This window comes from Pseudarthrobacter chlorophenolicus A6 (genome assembly GCF_000022025.1).
Classification (GTDB): domain Bacteria; phylum Actinomycetota; class Actinomycetes; order Actinomycetales; family Micrococcaceae; genus Arthrobacter; species Arthrobacter chlorophenolicus.
In genome coordinates this window covers 22,450-47,594 of the sequence record NC_011886.1, presented here as the reverse complement: position 1 = coordinate 47,594, position 25,145 = coordinate 22,450, and the positions used below count along the sequence as shown (strand labels likewise).

23 protein-coding genes and 1 tRNA gene are annotated in these 25,145 nt (G+C 66.4%); 12 read left to right on the top strand and 12 right to left on the bottom strand.

The window, feature by feature from the left end:
- Nucleotides 1–34: 34 nt before the first annotated feature.
- The 4 genes from ACHL_RS00230 to ACHL_RS00215 all read right to left on the bottom strand — a co-directional run bounded on the left by ACHL_RS00230 (nt 35) and on the right by ACHL_RS00215 (nt 3,259).
- Nucleotides 35–601, bottom strand: coding sequence for a TetR/AcrR family transcriptional regulator (locus tag ACHL_RS00230; RefSeq protein WP_012630782.1), 567 nt, complete (start codon nt 599–601; stop codon nt 35–37).
- The gene (locus tag ACHL_RS00225; RefSeq protein ID WP_012630781.1) at nt 601–1,068 is read right to left on the bottom strand and encodes a nuclear transport factor 2 family protein; all 468 of its coding nucleotides are present in this window, start codon (nt 1,066–1,068) and stop codon (nt 601–603) included. Before ACHL_RS00225 ends, ACHL_RS00230 begins: the two co-directional genes overlap by 1 nt.
- A gap of 184 nt (nt 1,069–1,252) precedes the next feature.
- The gene (locus tag ACHL_RS00220; RefSeq protein ID WP_012630780.1) at nt 1,253–1,735 is read right to left on the bottom strand and encodes a pyridoxamine 5'-phosphate oxidase family protein; all 483 of its coding nucleotides are present in this window, start codon (nt 1,733–1,735) and stop codon (nt 1,253–1,255) included.
- Nucleotides 1,736–1,813: 78 nt separating this feature from the next.
- Nucleotides 1,814–3,259 carry a flavin monoamine oxidase family protein gene (locus ACHL_RS00215; RefSeq protein ID WP_081434779.1) on the bottom strand — a complete coding sequence of 482 codons (1,446 nt, stop codon included), beginning with the start codon at nt 3,257–3,259 and terminating at the stop codon, nt 1,814–1,816.
- Between the two features lie 82 nt (nt 3,260–3,341).
- Between ACHL_RS00215 and ACHL_RS00210 the strand changes: the two genes are divergently transcribed.
- The 3 genes from ACHL_RS00210 (at nt 3,342) to ACHL_RS00200 (ending at nt 5,998) form a co-directional block, all read left to right on the top strand.
- Entirely contained in the window at nt 3,342–4,034 is a 693-nt protein-coding gene (locus tag ACHL_RS00210) for a TetR/AcrR family transcriptional regulator (protein ID WP_050767055.1), read from the top strand.
- A gap of 108 nt (nt 4,035–4,142) precedes the next feature.
- Nucleotides 4,143–5,270: an L-talarate/galactarate dehydratase gene (locus ACHL_RS00205; RefSeq protein WP_012630777.1), complete on the top strand. Its 1,128-nt coding sequence runs from the start codon at nt 4,143–4,145 to the stop codon at nt 5,268–5,270.
- Nucleotides 5,271–5,293: 23 nt separating this feature from the next.
- Nucleotides 5,294–5,998: a FadR/GntR family transcriptional regulator gene (locus tag ACHL_RS00200; RefSeq protein ID WP_012630776.1), complete on the top strand. Its 705-nt coding sequence runs from the start codon at nt 5,294–5,296 to the stop codon at nt 5,996–5,998.
- On the opposite strand, the gene ACHL_RS00195 is transcribed toward ACHL_RS00200, so the two are convergent.
- On the bottom strand, nt 5,995–6,915 hold the full coding sequence (locus tag ACHL_RS00195; protein WP_012630775.1) for a LysR substrate-binding domain-containing protein: 921 nt from the start codon (nt 6,913–6,915) through the stop codon (nt 5,995–5,997). The genes ACHL_RS00200 and ACHL_RS00195 overlap by 4 nt on opposite strands.
- A 122-nt stretch (nt 6,916–7,037) precedes the next feature.
- Between ACHL_RS00195 and ACHL_RS00190 the strand changes: the two genes are divergently transcribed.
- Together ACHL_RS00190 and ACHL_RS00185 are read left to right on the top strand one after the other, a co-directional pair.
- Nucleotides 7,038–8,339 (top strand): glucarate dehydratase family protein, encoded by a 1,302-nt coding sequence (locus ACHL_RS00190; RefSeq protein WP_012630774.1) that lies wholly within the window; start codon nt 7,038–7,040, stop codon nt 8,337–8,339.
- Nucleotides 8,336–9,364 (top strand): 2-hydroxyacid dehydrogenase, encoded by a 1,029-nt coding sequence (locus tag ACHL_RS00185; protein ID WP_012630773.1) that lies wholly within the window; start codon nt 8,336–8,338, stop codon nt 9,362–9,364. The genes ACHL_RS00190 and ACHL_RS00185 overlap by 4 nt, the downstream gene beginning before the upstream one ends.
- On the opposite strand, the gene ACHL_RS00180 is transcribed toward ACHL_RS00185, so the two are convergent.
- Genes ACHL_RS00180 through ACHL_RS00155 form a run of 6 tightly spaced genes read right to left on the bottom strand, consistent with a single transcriptional unit; the run spans nt 9,336 to nt 15,758 of the window.
- On the bottom strand, nt 9,336–10,061 hold the full coding sequence (locus tag ACHL_RS00180) for a sulfite exporter TauE/SafE family protein (protein WP_012630772.1): 726 nt from the start codon (nt 10,059–10,061) through the stop codon (nt 9,336–9,338). The two genes, ACHL_RS00185 and ACHL_RS00180, sit on opposite strands and share 29 nt — an antisense overlap.
- A complete protein-coding gene (locus ACHL_RS00175) occupies nt 10,058–11,098 on the bottom strand; it encodes an ABC transporter ATP-binding protein (RefSeq protein WP_012630771.1) in 1,041 nt (346 codons plus the stop codon). Before ACHL_RS00175 ends, ACHL_RS00180 begins: the two co-directional genes overlap by 4 nt.
- Nucleotides 11,091–12,230, bottom strand: coding sequence for an ABC transporter ATP-binding protein (locus tag ACHL_RS00170; RefSeq protein ID WP_012630770.1), 1,140 nt, complete (start codon nt 12,228–12,230; stop codon nt 11,091–11,093). Before ACHL_RS00170 ends, ACHL_RS00175 begins: the two co-directional genes overlap by 8 nt.
- Nucleotides 12,227–13,231, bottom strand: a complete 1,005-nt coding sequence (locus ACHL_RS00165) for an ABC transporter permease (protein ID WP_012630769.1) — start codon at nt 13,229–13,231, stop codon at nt 12,227–12,229. The genes ACHL_RS00170 and ACHL_RS00165 overlap by 4 nt, the downstream gene beginning before the upstream one ends.
- A gap of 8 nt (nt 13,232–13,239) precedes the next feature.
- Nucleotides 13,240–14,169: an ABC transporter permease gene (locus tag ACHL_RS00160; RefSeq protein ID WP_012630768.1), complete on the bottom strand. Its 930-nt coding sequence runs from the start codon at nt 14,167–14,169 to the stop codon at nt 13,240–13,242.
- A gap of 26 nt (nt 14,170–14,195) precedes the next feature.
- Nucleotides 14,196–15,758 carry an ABC transporter substrate-binding protein gene (locus ACHL_RS00155; protein WP_012630767.1) on the bottom strand — a complete coding sequence of 521 codons (1,563 nt, stop codon included), beginning with the start codon at nt 15,756–15,758 and terminating at the stop codon, nt 14,196–14,198.
- Nucleotides 15,759–16,066: 308 nt separating this feature from the next.
- Here ACHL_RS00155 and ACHL_RS00150 point away from each other — a divergent pair, with 308 nt between their 5' ends.
- A complete protein-coding gene (locus tag ACHL_RS00150; RefSeq protein WP_012630766.1) occupies nt 16,067–17,017 on the top strand; it encodes a 2-hydroxyacid dehydrogenase in 951 nt (316 codons plus the stop codon).
- Between the two features lie 146 nt (nt 17,018–17,163).
- Here ACHL_RS00150 and ACHL_RS00145 read toward each other — a convergent pair.
- Nucleotides 17,164–17,246, bottom strand: a tRNA-Leu gene (locus tag ACHL_RS00145).
- Between the two features lie 374 nt (nt 17,247–17,620).
- On the opposite strand from ACHL_RS00145, the gene ACHL_RS00140 reads away from it, so the two are divergent.
- The 6 genes from ACHL_RS00140 to ACHL_RS00115 are packed head-to-tail and all read left to right on the top strand — an operon-like array spanning nt 17,621 to nt 25,133.
- Nucleotides 17,621–18,364 (top strand): FhaA domain-containing protein, encoded by a 744-nt coding sequence (locus ACHL_RS00140; RefSeq protein ID WP_012630765.1) that lies wholly within the window; start codon nt 17,621–17,623, stop codon nt 18,362–18,364.
- Nucleotides 18,361–18,843, top strand: coding sequence for an FHA domain-containing protein FhaB/FipA (locus tag ACHL_RS00135; RefSeq protein WP_012630764.1), 483 nt, complete (start codon nt 18,361–18,363; stop codon nt 18,841–18,843). Before ACHL_RS00140 ends, ACHL_RS00135 begins: the two co-directional genes overlap by 4 nt.
- Before the next feature lie 2 nt (nt 18,844–18,845).
- The gene (locus ACHL_RS00130; protein ID WP_012630763.1) at nt 18,846–20,549 is read left to right on the top strand and encodes a PP2C family protein-serine/threonine phosphatase; all 1,704 of its coding nucleotides are present in this window, start codon (nt 18,846–18,848) and stop codon (nt 20,547–20,549) included.
- Nucleotides 20,546–21,934 carry an FtsW/RodA/SpoVE family cell cycle protein gene (locus ACHL_RS00125; protein ID WP_012630762.1) on the top strand — a complete coding sequence of 463 codons (1,389 nt, stop codon included), beginning with the start codon at nt 20,546–20,548 and terminating at the stop codon, nt 21,932–21,934. The genes ACHL_RS00130 and ACHL_RS00125 overlap by 4 nt, the downstream gene beginning before the upstream one ends.
- Nucleotides 21,931–23,391: a peptidoglycan D,D-transpeptidase FtsI family protein gene (locus tag ACHL_RS00120; protein WP_012630761.1), complete on the top strand. Its 1,461-nt coding sequence runs from the start codon at nt 21,931–21,933 to the stop codon at nt 23,389–23,391. Before ACHL_RS00125 ends, ACHL_RS00120 begins: the two co-directional genes overlap by 4 nt.
- A complete protein-coding gene (locus ACHL_RS00115; protein ID WP_012630760.1) occupies nt 23,388–25,133 on the top strand; it encodes a protein kinase domain-containing protein in 1,746 nt (581 codons plus the stop codon). Before ACHL_RS00120 ends, ACHL_RS00115 begins: the two co-directional genes overlap by 4 nt.
- Nucleotides 25,134–25,145: the final 12 nt, after the last annotated feature.

The window sequence follows — 25,145 nt, the reverse complement described above, 5'->3', positions numbered from 1 at the left end:
AATACAGCCGAATCGAAACGGGCCCTGAGCTCAATTACGTCAGTGCGGCCTGCAGCCGGCGATCAGTGCGGGCCACGATGCCGGTGAACACGGCATCGTCGTCCAGGGCGCGGGTCATGATCAATCCGCCCTGTATCGCTGCCACCGCATCCACTGCGAGGTCCGCGGCATCGGACTCAACAATCCCACCGCGGCGCAGCGTTTCTGCGAGCACGCCCACCCAGTCGGCGAAGTAAGCCCGGACCTCCCGGGCAAAGGTTTCCTGTTCTTCCCCCAGGGTCATGGCTGCGAACAGGCAAACCCGCTCCCTGGAGACAAAGTACTCCTCCACCACCTGTGACATGGCGGCCACCGCCTGGGCGGCATCGTCCGCCGTGCGGAGCGGTGCAAACACCTGCTCGTCGAACCAGGCACGCACCTGCGCCAGGACGGCGCGGGCCATGTCCGCTTTTCCGTCGGGGAAGAAGTGGTAGAGGCTTCCCCGACCAATCCCGGTTTCCTGCTGGATGACGGACAGGGACCCGCTCTCGAAGCCCCGCCGGCGGAAGACGCCGGCGAGGGCCCGGACTGCGTCCGCCCGGTCAAGTACGGTTCGGGGCATTACAGCCCGAGCTCGGTCAGGCCCGGGTGGTCCGACGGCCGCGGGCCGGACGTGTCCCAGTGGAACTTGCGCCCGGACTCGTCGATGGCGACGTCATTGATGCTCGCGTGGCGGTGGGTCATCAGTCCATCATCGTCGAATTTCCAGTTCTCATTGCCATAGGCGCGGAACCACTGTCCGGCCGCGTCGTGATACTCGTACGCGAACCGCACAGCGATCACATCGCCGGTGTACGCCCAGAGTTCCTTGATCAGCCGGTAGTCCAGTTCCCGCTCCCACTTGCCGGAGAGGAAGTCCACGATCGCGGGGCGGCCCGTCAGGAACACCGAACGGTTCCGCCACCGGCTGCCCTCGCTGTACGCCAGGGAGATGCGTTCGGGATCCCGGGTGTTCCAGGCATCCTCTGCGCTGCGCACCTTCTGGATGGCGGAGGCTTCGTTGAACGGGGGAAGGGGAGGTCGCTGCATCGGAGTTCCTTTCATCGTCGCTTTGTACCGATTGGTTCATAGTGTACTTAAAGGTACAGTCGTGGAAATGCCGGTGTCAACACTCCCCCCGACGCGCCCCCATGGCGCTTTGGAAGCATTCTGTGGCACACAAAAAAGGGGCGGGGCAGCGTTATCGCTGCCCCGCCCCCGGGTTCAGGCGGACCTAGAGCTCCACTGTTCCGCTTTCACCGACGCTCATCCGGCTGTTTGTCACCTTGGACTTGACCCACTGCAGCACCGTGGCTGCCGTGCCGCCGGGGCTGGTCCAGTACTCGGCCGAGTCCGAGTCCACCCGCAGGAGGCAAACCTCGGGAGTGTCCGGGCCGTCCGGGAACCACGCTTCGACAACCTGGTTCCACATTTCGTGGATCTTCGCGCGGTCGGTGACCACCTCGGCGGTCCCGGCAACGGAGACCCACTCCGTCTTCTTGCCGAAGGAAACGTTCACGCGGGAGTCCGCGCGGACGTGCGCAACCTGCGAGGTGCCAAGCCCGGTGAAGAACCACATGTCGCCGTCGTCCTTGACCTCCTGGACGGCCAGCGGCCGGCTGACGAGGGCGCCTTCTTCGTTGATGGTGGTGACCATGCCGATCTTGGAATCGTTGATGATCTCAGTAACCTTGCTGATGCCCTGGGGGTCAGTCATGCTTCACCTCGTTCGTCTGGAGTCGGGGACGCTCCCCACCGCCAGCCTATTAGTAAGCATGCTTATTTGCCAGCGGGGTCAGGCACCCGCGGGAACGGACACGCGCGCCACTTCAGCGATTCGTTCCGCGGTGCGGCGGCCCATCCGGATGGCACCGTCCACATGCTGGTAGCCCTCGGCGGCAAGGTCGGAGGAGGACCAGTAGATGGGGCCCACCGGGGCGTGCTGGTCCTTCCCGTACCGGTGCAGGCCGCCGAGATCGTAGCTGGCAGCGTAGGCGCCGCGGGTCCATTCCTCGGAACCCCAATCGGATTCGTAGTACACCTCGGGGGTGAGCGCCTCGTCGCCGAGGTAACCGGCGACGGAGGCCAGGATCGCCTCCTTGCGTTCTTCGGCACTCAACTCGAAGACGGCGTCGGCCTTCTCATCGGACACGAAGCCCACCAGGGTGCCGCGGGCATCGCCATGATTGGTGTTGTCGTAGACCTCCTGGACCAGGGCGTCGGCGCCGAAGCCGGTCCCGGAGAGCCCCTTGTCCCGCCAGAACGGGGTGGCGTACACGGCGTGGACCTTGATGACCAGGCCCAGGGACTGGTGCTGGTGCATCTGATGCTGGCGGCGCGGCAGCGGCGGGTTGAAGGAGACGCGCGAGTACAGGTTGGGCGGGACAGCCATGATGACGAACCGGGCATTGACGGTGGCGCGGTCCGATTGGACGGTAACGCGGTGCCCGCCCTCGGCGTCGGGCTCCCAATTAATGGTGCGCACTGGTGAATTAAGGACGACGTCGTCGCCCAGGTCCTGCGCCAGCAGTTGCGAGACCTGCTGCATGCCGCCGACAACCCGCCGGTCGAGGATGAAGTCCTCGTCCGTGAGGTTGGTGAAGGAGCCCGCGGACGCTGCCATGAGCACGGCCTGCAGGGCAGAGAAGGAGTGCGCGGGCTTGGTGAGCATGCCGCCGGCGATGAACAGGCCGATGTTCTTGCAGGCTTCCTCGCTGGCCGAGTTCTGCCGCAGCCAGTGGTGGAACGAGATGGTGTCCAGGTCCCGGGCCTTCGGGTGCGCCCACGGCTCGGCGGGTCCAATTTCGGCCGCGAGCTGGTCCAGGATGGCCACCAGACGGTCCATTTCGACGGCGGTTTCCGGGTCCACGGGGAATGAGTCGCCGGTGTAGCGCACGGGGACGCCGTCCGAGCCGATGTAGACGGACTCGCCGTCGCGGTAGCGAGGGTAGGTTTCCAGGTTCAGTTCCTGGAGCAGTTCCAGGAGGGCTTCCTGGTCCGGGGATACCCATTGGCCGCCGATTTCCAGCGTGGCTCCATCCACAGTTCCGGTCCAGGTGCGCCCGCCCACGCGGTCGCGGGCCTCAAGCACGGCGACACTGAGGCCAGCCTTCTTCAGTTCACGGGCGGCCGTGAGTCCGGACGGCCCGGCCCCTACGACAACGACGTCGCGGTTCAGGTTCAGCATGATGTCCTCTCTGCGGTCCCGGGTGATGGAAACCACTAAATGAATGGCATTCATTTACTAGAACTATAGCCCGTCCGGCCGGGCAGCGGAAGTGCCTGATGCAATAATGCGGAGGACACCGAGGAAAGGGCAGCAATTGCCGGCAGTACCAGCAGCACAGCAACGCCAGGCCACCGACGGCGGTTCGCGGCGACGGCGCGCCGGACGGCCATCCTCCGCTGTGCTGGATAAGGCGGGGATCACCTCAGCGGCCCTGGAACTTGTCAGCCGGAAGGGATACGACGGGCTTACCATGGCCGCCCTGGCAAAAATCCTCGACGTGGCGCCCTCAGCGCTCTACAACCACGTGTCGTCGAAGCAGGACGTCCTGCTGCTGGTGGAGGACCACCTGATGTCCCTGGTGGACGTTTCATCCTTTGGCGCCGCCCCGTGGGATGAAGCGGTCCGCACGTGGGCCTGGAGTTACCGCAACGTCTTTGCCGAGCACACACCGCTGATTCCGGTCATCGCCGTCCTGCCGGTGACCGACGCACCCCAGACGCTGGCCATGTACGAGACGGTCAGCAAGGGATTCCTCGACGCCGGATTCCCCCAGGAGCGGATCATCTCCGCCATCGTGGCACTCGAGTCCTTCATTTTCGGCTCAGCCTACGACGTCACCGCACCGGAGGACATTTTCGACCCGGGCACCATGGCCGAATCCACGCCATACTTCTCCGCCGCCGTCCGCGGATCCACAGGCGAAGGGGTGCCGGCCGCCGACGCCGCCTTCACGCTGGGCCTGGATGCCCTGGTGGCGGGGCTGGGAGGACTCCGCACGGCGGACTGACCCGGAAGCAAATAACGAGGCTGGCGAAATCATGCTTGTAGTACAAGTTATAAACTTGTATCCTAAGAAGGTGGGCGAAGGAGCCCAGTCCCGCCCTTAGGAGAATTCATGAGCACCGTCGACCTCATCCGGCACGTCAAGCTGTCCACCGCCCGCCTTCCCCTTGCTGTTCCCATCAGCGACGCCAAGGTCTTCACGGGCCGGCAGAAGCCCATGACCGAGGTGGTCTTCCTCTTCGCCGAAATCACCACCGAACTGGGCCACTCCGGCATCGGCTTCAGCTACTCCAAGCGCGCCGGCGGCCCGGCCCAGTACGCCCACGCCAAGGAAGTAGCCGAGGGCATCATCGGCGAGGACCCCAACGACATCGCCAAGATTTACACCAAGCTCCTGTGGGCCGGCGCTTCAGTGGGCCGTTCCGGCGTCGCCACCCAGGCCCTGGCCGCCATCGACATCGCCCTCTACGACCTCAAGGCCAAGCGCGCCGGCCTCCCCCTGGCCAAGTTCCTGGGCTCCTACCGCGATTCCGTGCAGACCTACAACACTTCCGGCGGCTTCCTCAACGCCACCCTGGACGAGGTCAAGGCCCGCGCCACCCAGTCAATCGAGGAGGGCATTGGCGGCATCAAGATCAAGGTGGGCCTGCCGGACTCCGCCGAAGACCTGCGCCGCGTGGCCGGCATCCGCGAACACATCGGCTGGGATGTCCCGCTGATGGTGGACGCGAACCAGCAGTGGGACCGCGCCACGGCCCTGCGCATGGGCCGCCGCCTCGAGGAATTCAACCTGGTCTGGATCGAAGAGCCGCTGGATGCCTACGACTTCGAAGGCCACGCCCACCTGGCCCAGGTCCTGGACACCCCCATCGCCACCGGTGAAATGCTGGCCTCCGTGGCCGAGCACAAGGGCCTCATCGCCGCCAACGGCTGCGACATCATCCAGCCCGACGCCCCGCGCGTCGGCGGCATCACCCAGTTCCTCCGCCTCGCCGCCCTCGCGGATGAACGCGGCCTGGGCCTCGCACCGCACTTCGCCATGGAAATCCACCTGCACCTCGCCGCGGCCTACCCCCGCGAACCGTGGGTGGAGCACTTCGACTGGCTGGACCCGCTGTTCAACGAGCGCCTGGAAACCAAGGACGGCCGCATGATCGTTCCGGACCGCCCGGGCCTTGGCGTCACGCTCAGCGACCAGGCCCGCGCCTGGACCACCGATTCCGTGGAGTTCGGCGCGTAACGCCAAAGCCGTAACCTTGAGCCATGAGCCGGAACCTCACCGCGGACCTCGCCGCCGACCTTCGCAACCGCATTGTTGACGGCATCATCCAGCCGGGTGAGAAGCTTCCCAGCGAAAACACCCTGATCAGCGACTTCGGCGTGAGCCGGACGGTGGTCCGTGCCGCGCTGACGAGGCTCCAGGCCGAAGGGCTCGTGGAAACCGAACGGGGGCGCGGCAGCTTCGCCCTCACGCCGCCGTCGGACGGGCCCCAGGCAGTGCCCGGGGCCCGTCCGGTGGCCACCACCGAGGACCGGCTGCACCTGCTGGAATTCCGCATGGGCGTGGAGACTGAGGCCGCGGCCCTGGCGGCGCGCAACCACACCGAGCGGCAGTTGCGGGCGGTGGGCACTGCGCTGGAGGCCTTCACCGACAGCGCTGGCCACCCGTCCCATGCCATGAAATCGGACTTCGACTTCCACCGGGCGGTGGCGGCGGCCTCCGGCAACCCGTATTACTCCGACTGCCTCGCAGCCCTGGGCCAGACGATGATTGCCATGCCGCGCACCCGGCTGATGACCGGCGTCGAGCACTACGCCCGGGACCATTTCGACCAGGTGGTCCAGGAGCACCGGTCCATCCTGGACGCCATCGCCGACGGTGACGAGGCTGCGGCCGCCGCCGCGATGCGCAGCCACCTGGCCAACTCCCGACGCCGGTTCAAGGCCTCCGCACGGCCGTCCAGCTAAGCGGACACAGACTCCCCAATCAGGTCCAGGAGCCGCAGCACCGCGGGGTTTGCGGTTTCCTCGTTCCACGCCAGTTCCAGGTCCACCCGGTTCAGTTCCTGCATGCCGTGGCGGCCGTCTATTTCGTGGAACTCCACCCCGGGCGGAGCGAAGGCCATGGCCGAGGCAGGAACCAGCGTCACGCCCAGCCCCGCCTGCACGAACGCCAGCAGCGCCGGGACCTGGCTGGCATACTGCGTGATGTTCGCGTGGGCGCCGGCGCTGGCGAACAGGCGCAGCACCAGGTCATGGAAGTACCGGGCTTCCTTGGTGGAGTACATCAGCAGCGGGCGGCGGTCCAGGGATCCCAGCGGCAGCGGCTGGCCGTCCGGGATCCGGGTGTTGCCCAGCACAGGGCTACCCTCCGGCACGGCCACCACCAGCCTGTCCTGCATGAGCGGCCGGAACACCACCCCGGGGCGGGCAACGATGGGCCGCAGCAGGCCGATGTCCACGCTCCCCTTCACCAGTCCGTCCATCTGGTCCGTGGACACCAGTTCCCGCAGCACAAAGGACACCCCGGGCATCCCCTCCGCGGCCTTGCGCAGCATCATGGGCAGCGCGCTCTGGCCGGCAATCGCCGTGTAGCCCACGGTGATGGTTCCCGCCTGCCCGGAGGAAACCCGGCGGACGTCCATGTCCGTCTTGATGCACATGTCCAGGATTTGCCGTGCCCTGGGCAGCAGGGTGGCACCGGCTGCGGTCAGCTCCACCTTGCGGCTTGTCCGGCTGAACAGCGTGGTGTTGAGCTTCTTTTCCAGCATCTGGATCTGCCGGCTGAGCGGCGGCTGGGTCATATTGAGCCGTTCGGCGGCGGCGCCGAAATGCAGTTCTTCGGCGACGGCGACGAAGGCTTCTAACTGGGGCAGCGAAAACATCAATACCTTTACTGGATTGTCGAGTGCAGAAATTAGCTTGGACCTGTATCGATTGCTTCCCATATCGTCTGTGAACAGGACCACACAAAGCAACCCTTCGCCCACTCGAGGAGCACAACGCAGTGACCACGGCATTCGACCCTTCCCACCACCTCGGCCAGGTACGCATCACCGGCGTGACCATCACGCCCGTCGCGTTCAAGGACCCGCCGCTCCTTAACACGGTGGGTGTCCATGAACCCTTCGCCCTGCGCGCCATCATCGAAGTCCTCACGGATTCCGGCGTCTCAGGCTTCGGCGAGACCTACGGCGACGCCGGCCACCTCGCCCGGTTGCAGCTGGCGGCCGACTCTCTGACTGGCGTGGACGTGTTCAACATCAACACCCTCCGCGGCCGCATCGCCCAGGCCCTGAGCGTGGACACCATCGAGGGTGGCCACGGCATGAGCGGCATGGTCACCGGGTCCAGCACCGCGGACCGCGTCCTGTCCGCCTTCGACGTGGCGGCCCTGGATATCCAGGGAAAGCTCCTGGGCCGTCCCGTCAGCGACCTGTTGGGCGGGGCAGTCCGGGATTCCGTGCAGTTCAGCGGCTACCTGTTCTACAAGTGGGAAGGGCATCCCGGCCAGGAGGCGGACCGGTGGGGTGCTGCGCTGGACCCGGAAGGCATTGTCCGGCAGGCCCGGGCGATGGTGGACGGCTACGGGTTCGGCGCCCTGAAGCTGAAGGCCGGCGTCTTCCCGCCCGAGGAGGAGATCGCCGCCATCCAGGCCCTCCGCGCGGAGTTCCCGGACCTGCCGCTGCGCATCGATCCCAACGCCGCCTGGACCGTGGAGACCTCCATCCGGGTAGGGAAGGAACTGGACGGCGTCCTGGAGTACCTGGAGGACCCCACGCCGGGGATCGAGGGCATGGCCGCGGTCCGCAGGGAAGTGGGCATGCCGCTGGCCACCAACATGTGCGTTGTCAGCTTCGCGGACGTGGCCCCCTCCGTCGCGGCCGGAGCAGTGGACGTCATCCTGTCCGACCACCACTTCTGGGGCGGCCTGCGGCGCAGCCAGTTCCTGGCCGGGATCACCGAAACCTTCGGGCTGGGACTGTCGATGCACTCAAACTCCCACCTTGGCATCAGCCTTGCCGCCATGGTCCACCTTGCGGCGGCCACCCCCAACCTCGACTACGCCTGCGATACGCACTGGCCGTGGAAGGACCCGGAGGAGGACGTCATCGAGGGCGGCGTCCTCCGGTTCACCGACGGCGGCGTGGCGGTTCCCACGGCCCCCGGGCTCGGCATCATCATTGACCGGGACGCCCTGGACCGCCTGCACCGCCAGTACCTGGACTGCGGGCTGCGCAGCCGTGACGATACCGGCTACATGCAGCGGCTCCACCCCTCCTACCAGCTGCAGAGCCCCCGCTGGTGAGCGCGCCTGCGGAGCCGGGCAGTATCCAGTCCCTTCGGATCGTGGTCACCGATCCCATCATCAGCCGCTTCGAGGAGGCGTTAAGGTCCGACGGCGGCGCGCACCACTGGGACATGGCTGCGGATTGGCCCCCGGAAAGGCGGGCCGCGGCACTTGCCCGTGCCGACGTCGTCGTCTGTTCCGCCCTTCCCCCGCATGAAGCGGAAGCTGCCGGCAACGTCCGGCTGGTCCATGTGACCGGGGCCGGCTACGACAAAATTTCCTTCCCGCACCTGGCGCCGGGTGCCGCGGTGGCCAATACGTTCCACCATGCCCGGCCCATTGCGGAGCATGTCCTGATGGTCACCCTGATGTTGTCGCGGAATGTGGTCCGGGCGGACCGCGAGGTGCGGAACGGCCAGTGGCGGACCATCGCCACCACCCCGGACGTTCCGTTCCATCCCGTGCTCAGCGACCTGACGCTCGGCCTGGTGGGGTTGGGATCCATCGGCGCGGAGGTGGCCCGTGTTGCCGGTGCCATGGGGATGAAGGTCCGGGCCGTGCGCCGCAACCCGGCCGCCACCCTGCCTGAAGGGGTCCAGCTGGACTGGGTGGGCGGCAACTCCGATCTGCCGGCCCTCCTGGCGGGTTCCGACGTCGTGGTGGTCACCGTGCCCCTTGCCGAGGACACCCGCGGAATGATTGGTGCTGCAGAGCTGGGCGCGATGAAGCCCTCGGCGTTCCTGATCAACGTGGCGCGCGGCGCCGTGGTGGACCAGGGGGCACTTTACGCCGCCCTCTCGGAGCGGCGGATCGCCGGCGCCGGCCTGGACGTATGGTGGGGTACGCCTGCCGGCGGCGTGGTTCCCCCGGCGGAATGGCCGTTCACGGAACTGGAGAACACTGTCCTCACCCCGCACCATTCGGGCCACGCACGGGTGACGTTCGAGCGCCGTGCCGGGGACATCGCCGCGAACATCCGGCAGCTGGCGGGCGGCCTGCCGCTGCGCAATGTGGTCAGGACAGACCCAGCAGCAGTTGCATGACCAGCATTGCGCTGCCCAGCGCTGAGGCGCCCAGGGCGAGTTTCCTCAGGCGTGCCCGGCTGAGGAACCGGTTGACGTAGCGGGATACCGCGTACCCGGCGAGGACGGCCGGAACCATCCACAGCGCCAGGACCAGCATGTGCTCGGTGACGGTGCCCGCCAGCCACAGCAAGGCCATCGAGATCGCCGAGCCCACCATGAAGAAGGCGCTCATGGTTCCGCGCAGCCGCGGCCCCTCGTGGCCCTGCCAGATCAGCGCCATGGGCGGGCCACCGATGGACGTGGCGGTACCCATGATCCCGGAGGCGGCTCCCGCCACCACCAGGTTGGTGCGGCCGGGCCGCGGCACCCAGCCGCGGCCTGCCAGGACCAGCCCGGCGAGCACCACGGCCACCACCACCCAGGCCATTCCCTCCCGCGAAGTGATCGCCACCAGCCAGGCGCCGAGCATGCTGCCCGGCACCCGGCCCACCAGCGCCCAGCCCGTACCGCGCAGGTCCAGGCTTTGCCGCTCGGTCACCGTCACCATGACGGTGACCAGCAGGGCGAGCAGGATCAGGGTGGCCGGCAGCAGTTCCGGATCGATGATGGCAATCACCGGCGCCGCCAGCATGCCCATGCCGAAGCCACTGGAGGCCTGCAGGCAGGCCGCCAGGAAAATGGCTCCGGCGATGATGGCGTACTCGGCGCCTGTCACAAGGCGTTGGCGGTTGACGCTGCGGCCGCGGCGCCGGTGAGGCCCTTGATGGTGTCGAGCGGGAAGTGGCATTCGGCCAGGTGCCGCCGGCCGTCCGGGGCTGTCAGGACCTGCGGTTCAGGGGCCACCTCCGCACAGATGTCCTGGGCCTTCCAGCACCGGGTGCGGAAATGGCAGCCCGACGGCGGATCCAGCGGGGAGGGCAGCTCGCCTTGCAGGACAATCCTGTCCCGCTTGGCGCCGCTGACGTCCAGCTTGGGCGAAGCGGACATGAGCGCCGCGGTGTAGGGGTGTCGGGGATGGTCGAAGACCTCTTCGGTTTCCCCTGTCTCGATGATCCTGCCCAGGTACATCACGGCCACCCTGTCGGCAACGTGCCGGACCACGGTGAGGTCGTGGGAGATGAAGATATAGGAGACGCCCAGTTCCTTCTGCAGTTCATTGAGCAGGTTGAGGACCTGGGCCTGGACGGACAGGTCCAGCGCAGACACCGGCTCGTCCAGGATGATGACGTCCGGCTTCAGGGCAAGCGCCCGGGCAATGCCGATGCGCTGGCGCTGCCCGCCGGAAAACTCCTGCGGCGACTTCCGCGCGTCGGACGCCCGCAGCCCCACCATCTGCAGCAGTTCCTTCACCCGTTCATCCCGCTCCCGGGACGAGGGGTAGAGGCTCCGGTGGGTGGCCCACGGCTCGGCGATGATGTCGCCGGCACTCATCCGGGCGTTCAGCGAAGCGAAAGGGTCCTGGAAGACCATCTGCACCCGCCGGCGCCAGGCCAGCAGTTCCTTGCCCTTGAGGCCGAACGGGTTGGTCCCCTCGAAGCTGACCGTCCCCTCATCCGGGGTTTCCAGCATCATCAGCGTGCGGGCCAGGGTCGACTTGCCACAGCCGGACTCGCCCACCAGGCCCAGGGTTTCGCCCCGGCCCACGGTGAGGCTGATGCCGTCCAGGGCCTTGAGTCTGGTGTTCCCGCTGGCGCTCTTGGCCACGTGGAACGTCTTGGTCAGGCCCTCAATGCTCAGCAGCGGTTCAGGCATTGGTGATCTCCTCGCTGAAGTGGCACGCAGCCGTGCGCACCGGACGGGCTGTTGCGCCGCCGTCGTTGGTTCCTGCGGACGTGGTGCGTTCCAGGTCCGCCGTGGCGGTTGCGGCGCCGTTTTCCGCACGACGGCGGCCTGCCGGGCGCAGTGCCGGGCGCTCGGCGCGGCAGATGTCCTGCACCATGGGGCAGCGGGACTGGTAGACGCAGCCCGACGGGATGTCGTGAAGCTCCGGCGGGCTGCCGGGGATGGATTTGAGCTGGTCACCGCGTTCCAGGTGGACGGGCACGGATTCCAGCAGCCCCTTGGTGTAGGGGTGGCGGGGATCGGCGAAGACCTCGGCCACGGGCCCGCTCTCCACCACGTTTCCGGCGTACATCACAGCCACCGAATCGGCTTCCTCAGCCACCACCGCAAGGTCGTGGGTGATGAGGATGACGGCCATCTGGCCCTCTTCGCGAAGCTTGCGGAGCAACTGCATGATCTGCGCCTGGACTGTGACGTCCAGGGCGGTGGTGGGCTCATCGGCGATCAGCAGCCTCGGATTCAGCGCCACTGCCATGGCGATGAGGATGCGCTGGCGCATGCCGCCGGAGAACTGGTGGGGGTAGGAATTGACCCTCGATTCGGGTTCCGGGATCCCCACGCGCTTCATCAGGTCGATGGCCTCGGCACGGGCCTGCTTGGCGTTCAGGCCACGGTGGATCCGGAATGCCTCTCCCAGCTGCGTGCCCACCGTGTAGACGGGGTTTAGTGCGGTCAGTGCATCCTGGAAGACGATGCCCAGTTCCGGGCCGGCAAACTTCAGCCGTTCCTTCGGGGTCAGCGCGGCCAGGTCCGTCCCGTTCAGGACAATCTGCCCGTCGGCGAGGTCGCATACCGGGTCCATGATGCCTGCGAGTGCCTTGGCTGTCATGGATTTTCCGCAGCCGGATTCACCCAGCAGGGCGAGGGTCTCCCCTGCCCGGGCTTCGAAGCCCACGCTGTTGACGGCGCGGACGGTGCCGCGGTGGGTTCTGATGTCCACGGCGAGGCCGCTGACCTGGAGCACGACGTCGTGGGCCTGGCTCTCCGTCGCGGTGCTTCCGCGGGTGCGCCGGAGGGTCGATGGGTCGGCAGCTGTTTTCACGGCTGTGCCTCCTTGACTGGGATACGGGCGATCAGCCGTTTGCGGGGAAGGGCCAGGCGCCAGCGCTGCGCGGGATCGGTGGCGATCCGGAGCCAGGCTGCCAGCACGTTGGCGGCGATGGTGGTGACCACGATGGCGACGCCCGGGAAGATGGACAGCCACCAGGCGGTCTGCAGGTACTGCCGCCCCTGCGACACCATCAGGCCCCAGCTCACGTCAGGGGGCTGGATGCCGATGCCCAGGAAGCTCAGCGAGGATTCCGCCAGCATGACGTAGCAGAATTCCAGGGTGGCCAGGGTCAGCAGCGTCGGCAGCACCACCGGGATGACGTGCCGGACGATGATGGCGTTGGGTTTGGCGCCGAAGGTCCGGGCCGCGTCCACGAAGGTGCGGCTTTGCAGTTCGGCCGATTCGGCGCGGGCCGTTCGCAGGTAGATCGGAATACGCGTCAGCGCCAGGATCAGGACGATGTTGGCAGCTGAGGGGCTGAAGACGTAGAGGACCACGACGGCGAGCAGCAGGGAGGGGAAGCTCATGATCACGTCGGCGATCCTCATGGACACGTTCTCCCGCCAGCCGCGGTGGTAGCCGGCCCAGACACCCCACAGTGAACCGATGACCAGGGCCACGGCAACGGCGGGAAGTGCCACGGACAGGGTGGTCCTGCTGGCGACCACCAGGCGGGCCAGCATGCTGCGGCCCAGGGAATCGCTGCCCAGGAAGTACTCCCAGCCGTGCGCCATGGTGAACGGCGCCTTGTTGGCAAACAGGAGGTTCTGCTTGGTGGCCAGATCGCCCATGAGCGCCGGGCCCACCAGGGCGGTCAGGCCAACCAGCAACAGCACAAAGGCGGCGACGGTGGCGAACCGGTCCTTGAGGAGGAGGCGGAACAGGCTGGGCTGGCCGTCCTTGGGCGGGGCGTTCCTGGTGGGCGGCTGCTTGGCTGGTTGCCGGTCTTCCTGCCCCTCCTGGGCGGCGTCGTCAGTCAATGAACTCGTCATGGTTCCTCCTAGGCCTTGACCGTCACGGGACGGACGCGCGCATCGAGCAGCGCGTAACCCATGTCAATAAGGATGTTCAGGGCAAAGATCGCGACGGCGGTCAGCAGCACCGCCGCCTGCAGGACGGCGAAGTCGCGCTGGAGGATCGAATCGATCATCAGCTTGCCGATGCCCGGCCAGCCGAAGATGGTCTCCACCACCACGGCGCCGTTGACGAGGCCCACGGTGAGGTCACCGGCGACAGTCAGGGCCGGCGCGGCGGCGTTCCGCAGGGCGTGGTGGGTGACCACCCGCAGCTCGCCGGCGCCGCGGCTGCGGGCCAGTTTGATGTACGGCTCGGACAGCGCGGACACCATGGAGCCGCGGACAATCTGCACCAGTACACCAAACGGCCGCAGCAGCAGCGTGGCGATGGGCAACACCCAGGCGCTTGCCCCCGACACACCGGATGTGGGGACCCAGCCCAGGGTGATCGCGAAAATCCAGATGCCCACAATGGCCAGCCAGAAGTCCGGGATCGATGCGGCGGCCATGGAGATGAAGCTTGAGATCCTGTCCGCGATGCCGTTTGGCTTCAGCGCAGCCCAGCAGCCCACGATGACCGCCAGCACCACGGCCAGCACCATGGTGGTGGCCGCGAGCTGGAGGGTCGCCGGGAAAGCGCGCAGCGCCATGGCGGCTGCGTCCTGGCCGGTGCGCAGGGACTGCCCGAAGTCGAGCCGCAGCACGCCGCCGAAGTAGTCGGCCATCTGGACCAGGAGCGGCTGGTCCAGGCCGTTGCGGGCCGTGAAGTCGTCCCGCATCTGCTGGGTGGCGTTCAACGGCAGGTACAGGGCGGCCGGGTTGCCGGTCATCCTGGCCAGCGCGAAGACGCCCACCACTACCACCACCAGCGGCAGGGCGCTGGAGATGATGCGCTTTCTCAAGTAGGTCAGCATGGCCGTCCTTTCTGTGGAAGAGGCGGTTAGCTGGCCGGGGTCATCTCGGAGATGCGCAGCTCGTCACCACTGGAGGAGTTGGGCGTGTAGTTGACGGACTTGGCCTTGCCCAGGATGCCCGTCTGGTGCGAAATGTGGGCGAACTGGACCACCTTGTCGTTCTGGTAGGCGAAGATCTCCTCGAAGGCCTTCTGGCGATCATCGCCGGACGCGGCGTCTGCCTTCTTGATCATTGCGTCGAACTCGGGGGTGCCGAAGTAGCTCTGGGCACCGGTGGAGAGCATGTACTGGTCCACCGTGAAGGCCGCGTCTCCCGCCTGGTTGCCATGCTGGGTCATCAGGGCAACCGCGCCGTCATCCTCGGCGAAGGGGCGGACCTGGTAGGTCAGGTGCTGGCTGGTCTCAAGCATCTTCAGCTTGACGTTCAGGCCTGCCTGGCTGAGCTGTTCCTGGAGTACCTGTGCCAGTTCGGTGATCTTGGGGAACTGGGCACTGCGGACCACCAGGGAAATCTGCTTGGAGGTATCAACGCCGTCGGCCTTGGCCTCGGCAACCAGTGACTTCGCCTTCTCGAGGTCGAAGGGCCAGCCCTTCAGTTCGTCGTTGTGGCCGACGATCCCCTCGGGAACCAGTTGGGCGGCCACCTGGTGCTTGCCCTGGTAGAGGGAGTTGACGATGCCTTCCTTGTCGATGGCGTAGTTAACGGCCTGGCGGATCCGGATGTCATTGAGCGGCGCTTCGTTCGCGTCCATCCGCAGCGCAACGGTTTCGTTGTTGGGGTAGTCAACGCCGAGGTCGCCGATGTTGTCATCCGGGCTCAGCCCCATGGCAACGTCCGCTTCACCGCTGGTGATCATGGCGGCACGCACCGAGCTTTCGGAGCGCCACTGGTACTCAGCCTTGGCGTAGGCGGGCTTGTTCCCCCAGTATCCGTCCCAGCTGCTGAGCGAGATCTTCTGGCCGGCGTCCCAGCTGTCGATCTTGTAGGGGCCGGTGCCAATCGGTTCACGGACCTTTTCGGTGGTGCTGGTGGACGTCGGCACCACTTCGAGGAAGGAGAGCCGCAACGGAAGGATGGGATCCGGTTCCGGGGTGGTCACGGTCAGGGTGGTGGCATCAACGGCCTTGACGTCGAGGTCGGCGTCGCCGAAGACGTAGCCTTCAACGTTGCACCCGAGCTTGGAGTTCACGGCACGGTCAATCGTGAAGGCTGCCGCCTCGGCGTTGAAAGGAGTTCCGTCCTGGAAGTTGACTCCCTCGCGGAGCTTCAGTGTCCATTCGGTGTCACTGGTGGCCTTCCACTCGGTGGCGAGCTTGGGTTCGAGTTCCCCGCTCTGGGGGTTTCGCTCGATCAGCGGCTCAGTCACATTGGATCGCACCACAACGCCCGTGGAGGTGAGGTTGGATTCGCAGGCTTCGAGCGTGGGCGGTTCCTGGCCCAGCACCACCCGCACCGTGTCAGCGGCACCGCCGCCTGCGCCATCGGAGTTTGCGACGGAGCAGCCGCTGAGGCCGAGGACTGCCACGGCGGCCAGGGCCGGCCACTTCACCGCTGCAGTGGAAAAGGGAAACTTTGAAGAAGACGTCATTGGGTTCCTCCGAATTGGAAAACTTGGTGCGCACCGCCCCTGCTGTTCTGATCCATCGCTGAACAGGCGCTTTCCGGGGCCGCGCTCGACTCAAGCTAATTGAGGCAAGGGGGGGCCCACAAGGGATTTGGCACCGGCCTCCCGCGCCGTTACGGAGGCCATGGGCGCTTTTTGCGGTTGTGATGCGCACCACTGATGCGCGGGATCCGCGTCATTCCGCCGGAGCTGGCCCATCAATACAGTCCGGGCATGGATCCATGCCATTTACATGTTGGACCTGTATGGGTCGCAATCCTAGGGTGCTGTGTATGAAGAACATTGCTGTCCTCCAGGTGGGGCCCCTCATGCCAGTCGTCCAGGAATCCATCACCAAGGATTACGGTGCGGTCCGCCTTCCCGACGGCCAGGAGGAACGGGCGGAATTCCTGGGCCAGCACGGCGGCACCTTCGACGTGGCGGTGACGTCCGGGAAGTTCGGGGTGGGGACGGACCTGATGCGCGCCCTGCCAAACCTGCGCGCAGTCATCAACTTCGGCGTCGGCTATGACACCACCGACGTCGCACAGGCATTCGAGCGCGGCATCATCGTCAGTAACACCCCAGATGTACTCAATGACTGCGTTGCGGACACCGCCGTCGCGCTTTACGTCGATGTGCTGCGGGGCATCAGCGCCGCGGACCGGTTCGTCCGGCGTGGTGACTGGCTCAGCAAGGGCAACTTCCCGCTCGCCACGAAAGCCAGCGGCCGCAAAGTGGGCATCCTTGGCCTGGGCAGGATCGGCAAAGTGATTGCCCGGCGCCTGGAAGGCTTCGACTGCGAGATCAGCTACCACAGCAGGAACCCCGTAGCCGGGGTCGATTACCGGTACGCGGCCTCACCGCGTGAACTCGCCGCCGGGTGCGACGTACTCATCGTGGCCGCGGCCGGCGGTCCGGGATCCACCGGCCTGGTGGACACCGGCGTCATCGACGCCCTGGGCCCCCGGGGCTATCTCATAAATATTGCCCGCGGCTCTGTGGTGGACCAGGACGCCCTGGTGGACGCGCTGCTGTCCGGCAAGCTGGGCGGAGCAGGCCTGGACGTCTTCGTTGACGAGCCCAAGGTTCCGCAGGACCTGCTGGAGCTTGAGAACGTGGTGCTCCTGCCGCACCTGGGAAGCGGCACACATGAAACGCGCGCAGCCATGGCTGACCTGACGCTCGCCAACCTGCGCTCCTACTCGGAGGACGGTTCCCTGGTTACCCCGGTACATCCGTAGCGGCGATACCCGTGCCGGCTCCCGGTTGCCCCATCAGTTAAAGCCCTTAAACCCCGGGTTTGGCAACGAAAACTGATAGGGCATCCGCGGGCAGGAGTTAAACAGGAAGAGCCCCGATCCTCAGATCGGGGCTCTTCTCAATTGCGTGCGCGAGGGGGGATTTGAACCCCCACGCCCTTTCGGACACTGGCACCTGAAGCCAGCGCGTCTGCCGTTCCGCCACTCGCGCGCAACTTCTCCTACTCCACTACGGCCGGTTACCCGATTCGCAGTCTTGTAAAAGCAGCGAGATCAAGCATAACGGACACATGCCGCAAAACACCAATTGAGCGGAAGGGACCAGCTGGACCCGGCCGCAGAACGCCAAATATCGGAGCGCGGCCACCCGCCGTCTTGGCCTTTCCGCCGGGGACCGGAGTGCCCCGGGGACGAACTTTTGGAGGCGGCGGGCCGTTGTGGATTAAGGTCATTCGCAGGCCAGCCCAGTAGTATCGGATGTAGGCGTGGCTGCCGTGCGCAGCCATACCAGCGAGTGTCTACTGAACGCCGGGTGAAGTTCCGGACTGCGAACTGCCCCTCAGCCGGAGGGAAAGGAGGAGAACCATGGGTCTGCTGGACAAAGTGGAGCGCGGCATCGAAAAGGCCGTCCGTGGCGTCTTCTCCACCGGCTCAAAAGCGCAGGTCGAACCCGTAGAGATCGCCAGCAAGCTGCGCCGGGAAGTGGACCACAAGGCCCTCACCGTCGCGGCCGGACGCACCCTCGCCCCGAATGTCTTCGATGTCCAACTCAGCGACGACGATTTCAAGCGGGCCCAGGAATGGGGAACCCCGCTGGCCGAGGAACTCTGTGACGTCGTCATCAACCACGTCCGCAGCCAGGGCTACACGCTGCAGGGATCTGTCCGCATCTCCTTCCGGCGTGATTCCGAGCTCCGGGCCGGGGACTTCGAGATCGTTTCCTCCACCGAAAAGTCCAAAGGCAACGGCAATGCCCAGCCGTCGCGCCCCACAGTGCCGGCCGCGCCCAGCCGCCAGCCCGTCAGGTTGCAGCCGGTCCTGGACATCGACGGCCAGCGCTACTCGCTGAACGCCCCCTCCATCGTGCTGGGCCGGTCTTCCGAGGCCGATATCCACGTGGAGGACACCGGAGTTTCCCGCCGCCACCTGGAAATCCGGACTGCCAACGGTGCCACCAGCGCCGTGGACCTTGGCTCCACGAACGGAAGCTATGTCAACGGGCAGCGGGTTTCGGGCAGCGTTGAACTTACTGACGGCTCCACCATCACGATGGGACGGACAAAGATCATCTTCCGCCTGCTTCCTGCCAACCCTGGTGGCCACGCATGAGCGACCTGACCATCACCGCGCTGCGGTTCGGCTTCCTGCTGCTCCTGTGGGTACTCGTCTTCAGCATTGTCTCGGCCATGCGCCGGGACCTGATGGTGGGCCGCAAGGCTGCCTCCGGGGCCCCCACCGCCCGTGAAGTCCGCAAAAACCCGGATCTCGCCGAGGCTCCGCCGCAGCCTGTTAAGCAGCAGGCCCGGCAACTCGTCGTGGTGGAGGGCCCACTGAAGGGAACCACCCTTCCGCTGGCCGCCAGTCCGGTCCTGCTGGGCCGTGCCCAGGAAGCCACCCTGGTCCTCGAGGACGACTACGCCTCCGGCCGCCATGCGCGGCTGTTTCCGCAGGGCAGCCGCTGGTTCATCGAAGACCTTGGATCCACCAACGGCACGTACCTTGCGGACCAGCAACTTACCCGTGCCCTGCCCGTTGAGCCAGGCGTACCTGTGAGAATCGGCAAGACGGTCATCGAATTGAGGCCGTAGCCGTGGCCGTTTCCGAAAACCCCGCAACCGGGCCCCAGCCCGCGCCGCGGCCCCTCATCATGCGCTACGCGGCCAGGTCCGACGTCGGCCGGATCCGCTCCAAGAACGACGACTCCGCCTACGCGGGCCGGCACCTGGCCGTCGTAGCGGATGGCATGGGTGGCCATGCCGGCGGTGACGTCGCCTCCGCAGCCACAGTCCTGGACATGATCCACCTGGACCGCGCGGACTATGAGGGCGACGCCGGCACCATCCTCGCCGACGAGATCCAGACAGCAAATTCGCTGCTCTCAGAGCTGGTCCACATCAATCCCAAGCTTGCCGGGATGGGCACCACCGTGACAGCGCTGCTGCTCGCTGAAGGCAAGCTGCACTTCGCCCACATCGGCGATTCCCGCGCCTACCGGCTCCGGGACGGCGAATTCGAACAGGTCAGCGTGGACCACACGTTCGTCCAGCGGCTGATCGATGAAGGCCGGCTCAGGCCTGAAGAAGCTGAAACGCATCCCCACAAGAACGTGCTCATGCGCGTGCTCGGCGACGTGGATGCCAGCCCCGAGCTGGACCTGGACACCCTGGAGGCACGTCCGGGCGACCGCTGGCTCCTCTGCTCCGACGGCCTCAACTACGTTGCCGGCCACGCCGTGGAGCGGACGGTCAAGGAAACCCCGAACCTCCGCGAGTGCGTGGAAACCCTGGTGGACCTCACCCTGGAGGCCGGCTCCCCGGACAACGTCACGGTCATCATGCTCGAGATCGCGGAAGAAACGCCCGACGACGTCAGCACGGCCGCCGTCGACGTCATTCCCGCCGCCCGGACCGCCCAGTCCGCCGACGCGCCGGCCGCTGACACCACGCCGGAGGCGGGAATCCCGGAAATCCGCGCTACCGACGCAGAAGATGCCCGGGACCCGGGGGCCAAATCCGCGGTGGCAGGCACCGCGACGTCCGGCGGCAGCGAAGCTGACACCGGGCCTGCGGAAGACAAAGCACCGGACCCGGGATCCACCGACCCCCACCTCGGGGAGCACCTGTCGGCTGAAGTCCTGCGCGAAGAACTGTCCTCGCGCCCCCATGAACTGGTGGGCGCGGCCGCAACCGCCGCGGAATCCGGTTCCATCCCCAGCATCGCCGGACGTACCGTGGCCCGCAGGGCCGCCACAGTCCTCACGCACAAGGCTGAACCGGCCGCCAATGACGACGACGAAACACTGGTGCCGCTGAAGCCGCGCCGCTGGATCACCTGGTCCGTGGCGGCAGCGGTTGTCGTGGTCCTGGGTGTTGGACTGTGGCTCGGCTACGCCTGGACCCAGACCCGCTACTACGTGGGCGAATCAGATTCGCGCGTTGCCATCTTCAACGGGGTCTCCCAGCGGCTTGGCCCCATCCAGCTCTCCAGCCTGGAAACCGTGACCGACATCCGGATGGATTCGCTCCCCCAGTTTTCCCAGCAGCGGGTCCGCCAGACCGTCCCCGCCAACGACCTCTACGACGCACAGCGGATCGTGAAGAACCTCGAACTTACCGGCACCACTTCTCCGGAAGAGGAGTGCCCCGCAGCTACGGCATCGCCCTCGCCCACTCCGGGGGCCACCACGCCGGCTCCGTCCGCCACGGCGTCAGCGGCCCCACCGTCCGCCGCCCCGGCGTCCGGCAGCCCCACTCCTTCGCCCAGCCCCACCGTCAACTGCGAGGGAGCCAAGTGAGCCAGCTCAGCACCGCCCTGAAGCCGCGACGCAATGTTGAACTTGCGCTGCTGGTCCTCGCCCTCGCCGTGGGCATCGGCGCCAACATGATGGTGGGCGTGGATAAGGAAAAGGCCTTCGACTCAGATTTCTGGTTCCAGTCGAGCCTGCTCGCAGTGGCAGCACTGGTTTTCCACGGCGTCCTGCGCTTCCGTGCAAAGTATGCCGATCCGATAATGCTTCCCTTGGTGGTTGCCCTCAACGGACTCGGACTGGCCATGATCCACCGCCTGGATCCCCCCGGTGCGGACACGGGCAACAACCAGCTCCGCTGGACGCTGATCGCCATGGCAGTGGCCATCGCCGTTATCTGGTTCCTGAAGGACCACCGCATCCTCCGCCGTTTCACGTTCATCTCGCTGGCTGCCAGCGCCCTGTTGCTGGTCCTGCCGCTCGTTCCCGGCATCAGCGCAGGGGAAATCCTGGGTGCCCGGGTGTGGATCCGGCTCGGCCCCATGACGTTCCAGCCGGGTGAGGTCGCCAAGATCACCCTGGCCATATTCTTCGCGGGGTATCTTTCCTCTAACCGGGACCTGATCCTGCTGGCCGGCCGCAAAATCGGCCCGCTGCAGTTCCCCCGGTTCAAGGACATGGGACCCATGATCGCCGCGTGGCTGGTCAGCATCGGCGTGCTGATCTTCCAGCGGGACCTCGGTTCTTCAGTCCTGTTCTTCGGCCTGTTCATCGTCATGATTTACGTGGCCACCAGCCGGATCAGCTGGGTGGTCATTGGCCTGGCCTTGATCCTCGGCGGCGGCTTCGTGGCCTCCCGGGTGTTCTCCCATGTGGAGCAGCGCATCAACGGCTGGATCAACGCCTTCACTCCGGAGGTCTACGAGAACGGCAGCCGCCAGGTGATCCAGGGCCTCTTCGGCATGGCCAACGGCGGCCTGGTGGGCACCGGTCTGGGCCAGGGCCGGCCGGACCTGGTTCCGTTCGCCAACAGCGACATGATCATCGCGTCCCTGGGCGAGGAACTGGGGCTGATCGGTATCTTCGCCATCGTCCTCATGTACCTGCTGCTGGTGACCCGCGGTTTCCGTGCGGCCCTTGGCACCCGGGACGCCTTCGGCAAACTCCTTGCCTGCGGCCTCTCGTTTGCCGTGGCCCTGCAGTGTTTCGTGGTGATCGGCGGCGTTACCCGCCTGATTCCGCTGACCGGCCTCACCACGCCGTTCCTGGCAGCCGGCGGCTCCTCCCTCCTGGCCAACTGGATCATCGTGGGGCTGTTGCTGCTGATATCGCACACAGCCCGCGGCCCGGTGGACACCACTCCGCTGCCGCCGTCCAAGAGCGCAGACACTACAGGCATTGATACTCCAACCGAGGCGGTGAAGCAGGCATGAACCAGGCCATACGACACTCGTGGATAGCGGCCGTCGCCATGTTCGCCCTGCTCTTCGGCGCGCTCAGCTTCGTCCAGGTGGTGGGCGCCGATGAACTGAAAGCCAACCCCCTGAACCAGCGCGCCATCCTGCAGAACTACTGCAGCGACCGCGGCGCCATCATCGTGGGCGGAACCCCTGTGGCCGAGTCAGTGGAAACGGGCTCCGAAACCTGCAAGTTCCAGCGCACGTACCCGCAGCCGGAACTGTATGCCGGAATGACGGGCTACTTCTCCCAGAACTACGGTGCCACCGGGCTGGAACGGGCCATGGGTGAAGTGCTCACCGGAGACTCGGACCAACTGTTCCTGGACCGGGTGGGCCAGCTCTTCCTCGGAAACCAGCCCAAGGGCGCCTCCGTTGAGCTCACCATCGATCCCGAGCTCCAGCAGCTCGCATATAGCCTCATTCCCGATGGCCAGCGGGGTTCCATCGTGGTCACGAACCCCAAAACGGGTGCCATCCTGGCCATGGCATCGAAGCCGTCCTACGATCCCAACAAGGTGGCCGTCCAGGATCCCGAGGCCGAAAGCGCCAGCATCAACGAGTTCCTGAAGGTGCCCGGCATCAACCTGAACCAAAATGTCAGCGGCCCCACGGGTGAACTGCTGGCCCCGGGTTCGGTATTCAAGCTCGTGGACACGGCAGCTGCCCTTTCCTCCGGGAAGTACAACGCGGACAGCGTCCTGCCCAACCCGGCAGAAATGCCCTTCGACGGCATCTCCTACCGGCTTCCCAACTACGCCGGCGGCAATTGCTACACCAGGGACACCGCCAGTTTCGCGTTTGCGCTGCAGCAGTCCTGCAACACCCCGTTCGCAAGCATCGCGCTGGACCTGGGCCGTGACGCCATCGCCTCGCAGGCACAGAAGTTCGGCTTCGGCGAAGACCTGGGCGACCAGCTCAAGCTCGGCTACGCCCGTGGCAACGGCTTCCCGGACGAACTGGACGCGCCTGGCCTCGCCCAGTCCGCAATCGGCCAGAAGGATGTCCGCGCCACCCCGCTGCAGGTGAACATGATGACCTCCGCGATAGCCAACGATGGCGTGCAGATGCGGCCAAGCCTCATCAAGACCCTCCGCTCTCCGGACCTGCGGGTCATCGACGAGCCGCAGCCCGAGCAGCTCCGGACCTCCACCACGCCGGAGATCGCCAACCAGATCACCGATTGGATGGTCAGCGCGGTCAGCGAAGGAATTGCGAACCGCGCAGGCGTCCCGGGCGTCCAGGTGGCGGGAAAGACCGGAACCGCGGAGCTGGGCAACGGCACCAACAACTCCTGGTTCACCGGCTTCGCCCCCGCAAACAACCCGCAGGTGAGCGTCACCATCGTCATGGAGGGCGTGGACATCACCACCGGAGCACAGCTGACCAGTCCGAACGCGAAGAAAATTTTTGAGGCGGTGTTGAATAAGTGAGGCCTACAACCGGAATCACCCTCGGCGGCAGATTCCAGCTGACCACGCGGATCGCGATCGGTGGCATGGGTGAAGTCTGGAAAGCAAAGGACCTCGTCCTGGGCCGCATCGTCGCGATCAAGGTTCTGAAGGAGGAATACACCGGGGACCCCGGCTTCCTTCAGCGGTTCCGCGCGGAGGCCCGCCACACCGCACTCCTGAACCACGTGGGGATCGCCAACGTCTTCGATTACGGCGAGGAGGAGGGCTCCGCCTACCTGGTCATGGAGTTGGTTCCCGGCCAGCCCCTCAGCAGCATCATTGAGCATGAACACGTGCTGTCGCCAGACCGCACGCTGTCTATCATGGCCCAGACTGCCCGGGCGCTTTCCGTAGCGCATGCCCAGGGCCTGGTGCACCGCGACATCAAGCCCGGCAACCTCCTGATCACGCCGGATGGACGGGTGAAGGTCACGGACTTCGGCATCGCCCGCCTGGCTGACCAGGTGCCGCTTACCCAGACCGGCCAGGTGATGGGTACCGCCCAGTACCTGGCTCCGGAGCAGGCCACCGGGCAGACCGCCACGGGGTCCTCGGACATCTACTCCCTCGGCGTCATCGGGTACGAATGCCTCACCGGCCACCGGCCCTTCTCCGGCGAATCCCAGATCGCCATCGCGCTGGCACAGGTCAATGACGCACCGCCGCCGCTGCCGGAGACCCTGCCCACACCGGTCCGCGCGCTGTTGATGTCCATGCTGGCCAAGGACCCCAAGAACCGGCCGGCCAACGCCATCAAACTCGCCGAGGCGGCTGAAGCCATCCGCAACGGGGACGTCGGCGCGGCCCGCGCAGCAGTGCCCGGCATGCTGCTCTTCGACGCCCCGGACACCGGCCCCATCACCGCGCCGGTGGATACGGCCACCGCACCCACCGGCGTGATCGGTGCGCAGCGGGATTCCTCACCCACAGCCACCTCCGCGCTCCCGGTGGTGGGAGCCGCAGCAGCCGGAGCCGCTGCCGGTGCTGCCGCAGCCAACGCCGCTGACGGCGACGCCCCGGACGGCAACGCAGCCCAGGGACCGCTGGCCCGCGCCAACGCGCTGGCCGCAGAGCGTAACTGGAACCAGGAAGAGACCACGTACGACGACGAGCCCTCCGATGAGCCGCAGCGCAAGGGCCGCAGCCCGTGGACGTGGCCGCTGATCGCTTTGATCCTGCTCGTCCTGTTCGCCCTGGTGGGTGTCCTGCTCAACAATATGGGGGTGTTCTCGCCGTCCAACAGCCCCACGTCGGTTGCCACCTCGAGCATCCCGAAGACCACCAGCGCCACACCCACCAGGACATCGCAGGCACCCAGCCCGACGCCGACGCGTGATACGCCCACCCCGACGCCCACCCCCACCCCCACCCAGGAAACCGTGAACGTGATCCCGGATGCCTACCTGGGCAAGGACTACCGCACCGTCCAATCGGAACTGTCCGCGTTGGGCCTGGTAGTCAATGGCGTCCAGCAGGAAAGCACGGAGGATCCTGGAACGGTCCTCGACCTGAACCCCACGGGTCCCGTCCCTGCGGGTTCAACCATCACCGTCACCTATGCCATCGCGCCGTCGCCGGCACCCACCTCCCAGGCACCCACGTCGGAGGCACCTACGGCGACAGCCCCCGCCACCGCGGAATCCGCTCCCTCTCCGCAGTTGCCGCTGCCCACCTGTTCCACCGGCCAGGAGCCGGGCACCCCGCCCACCTGCGCACGGTAAACGGACCTGAAC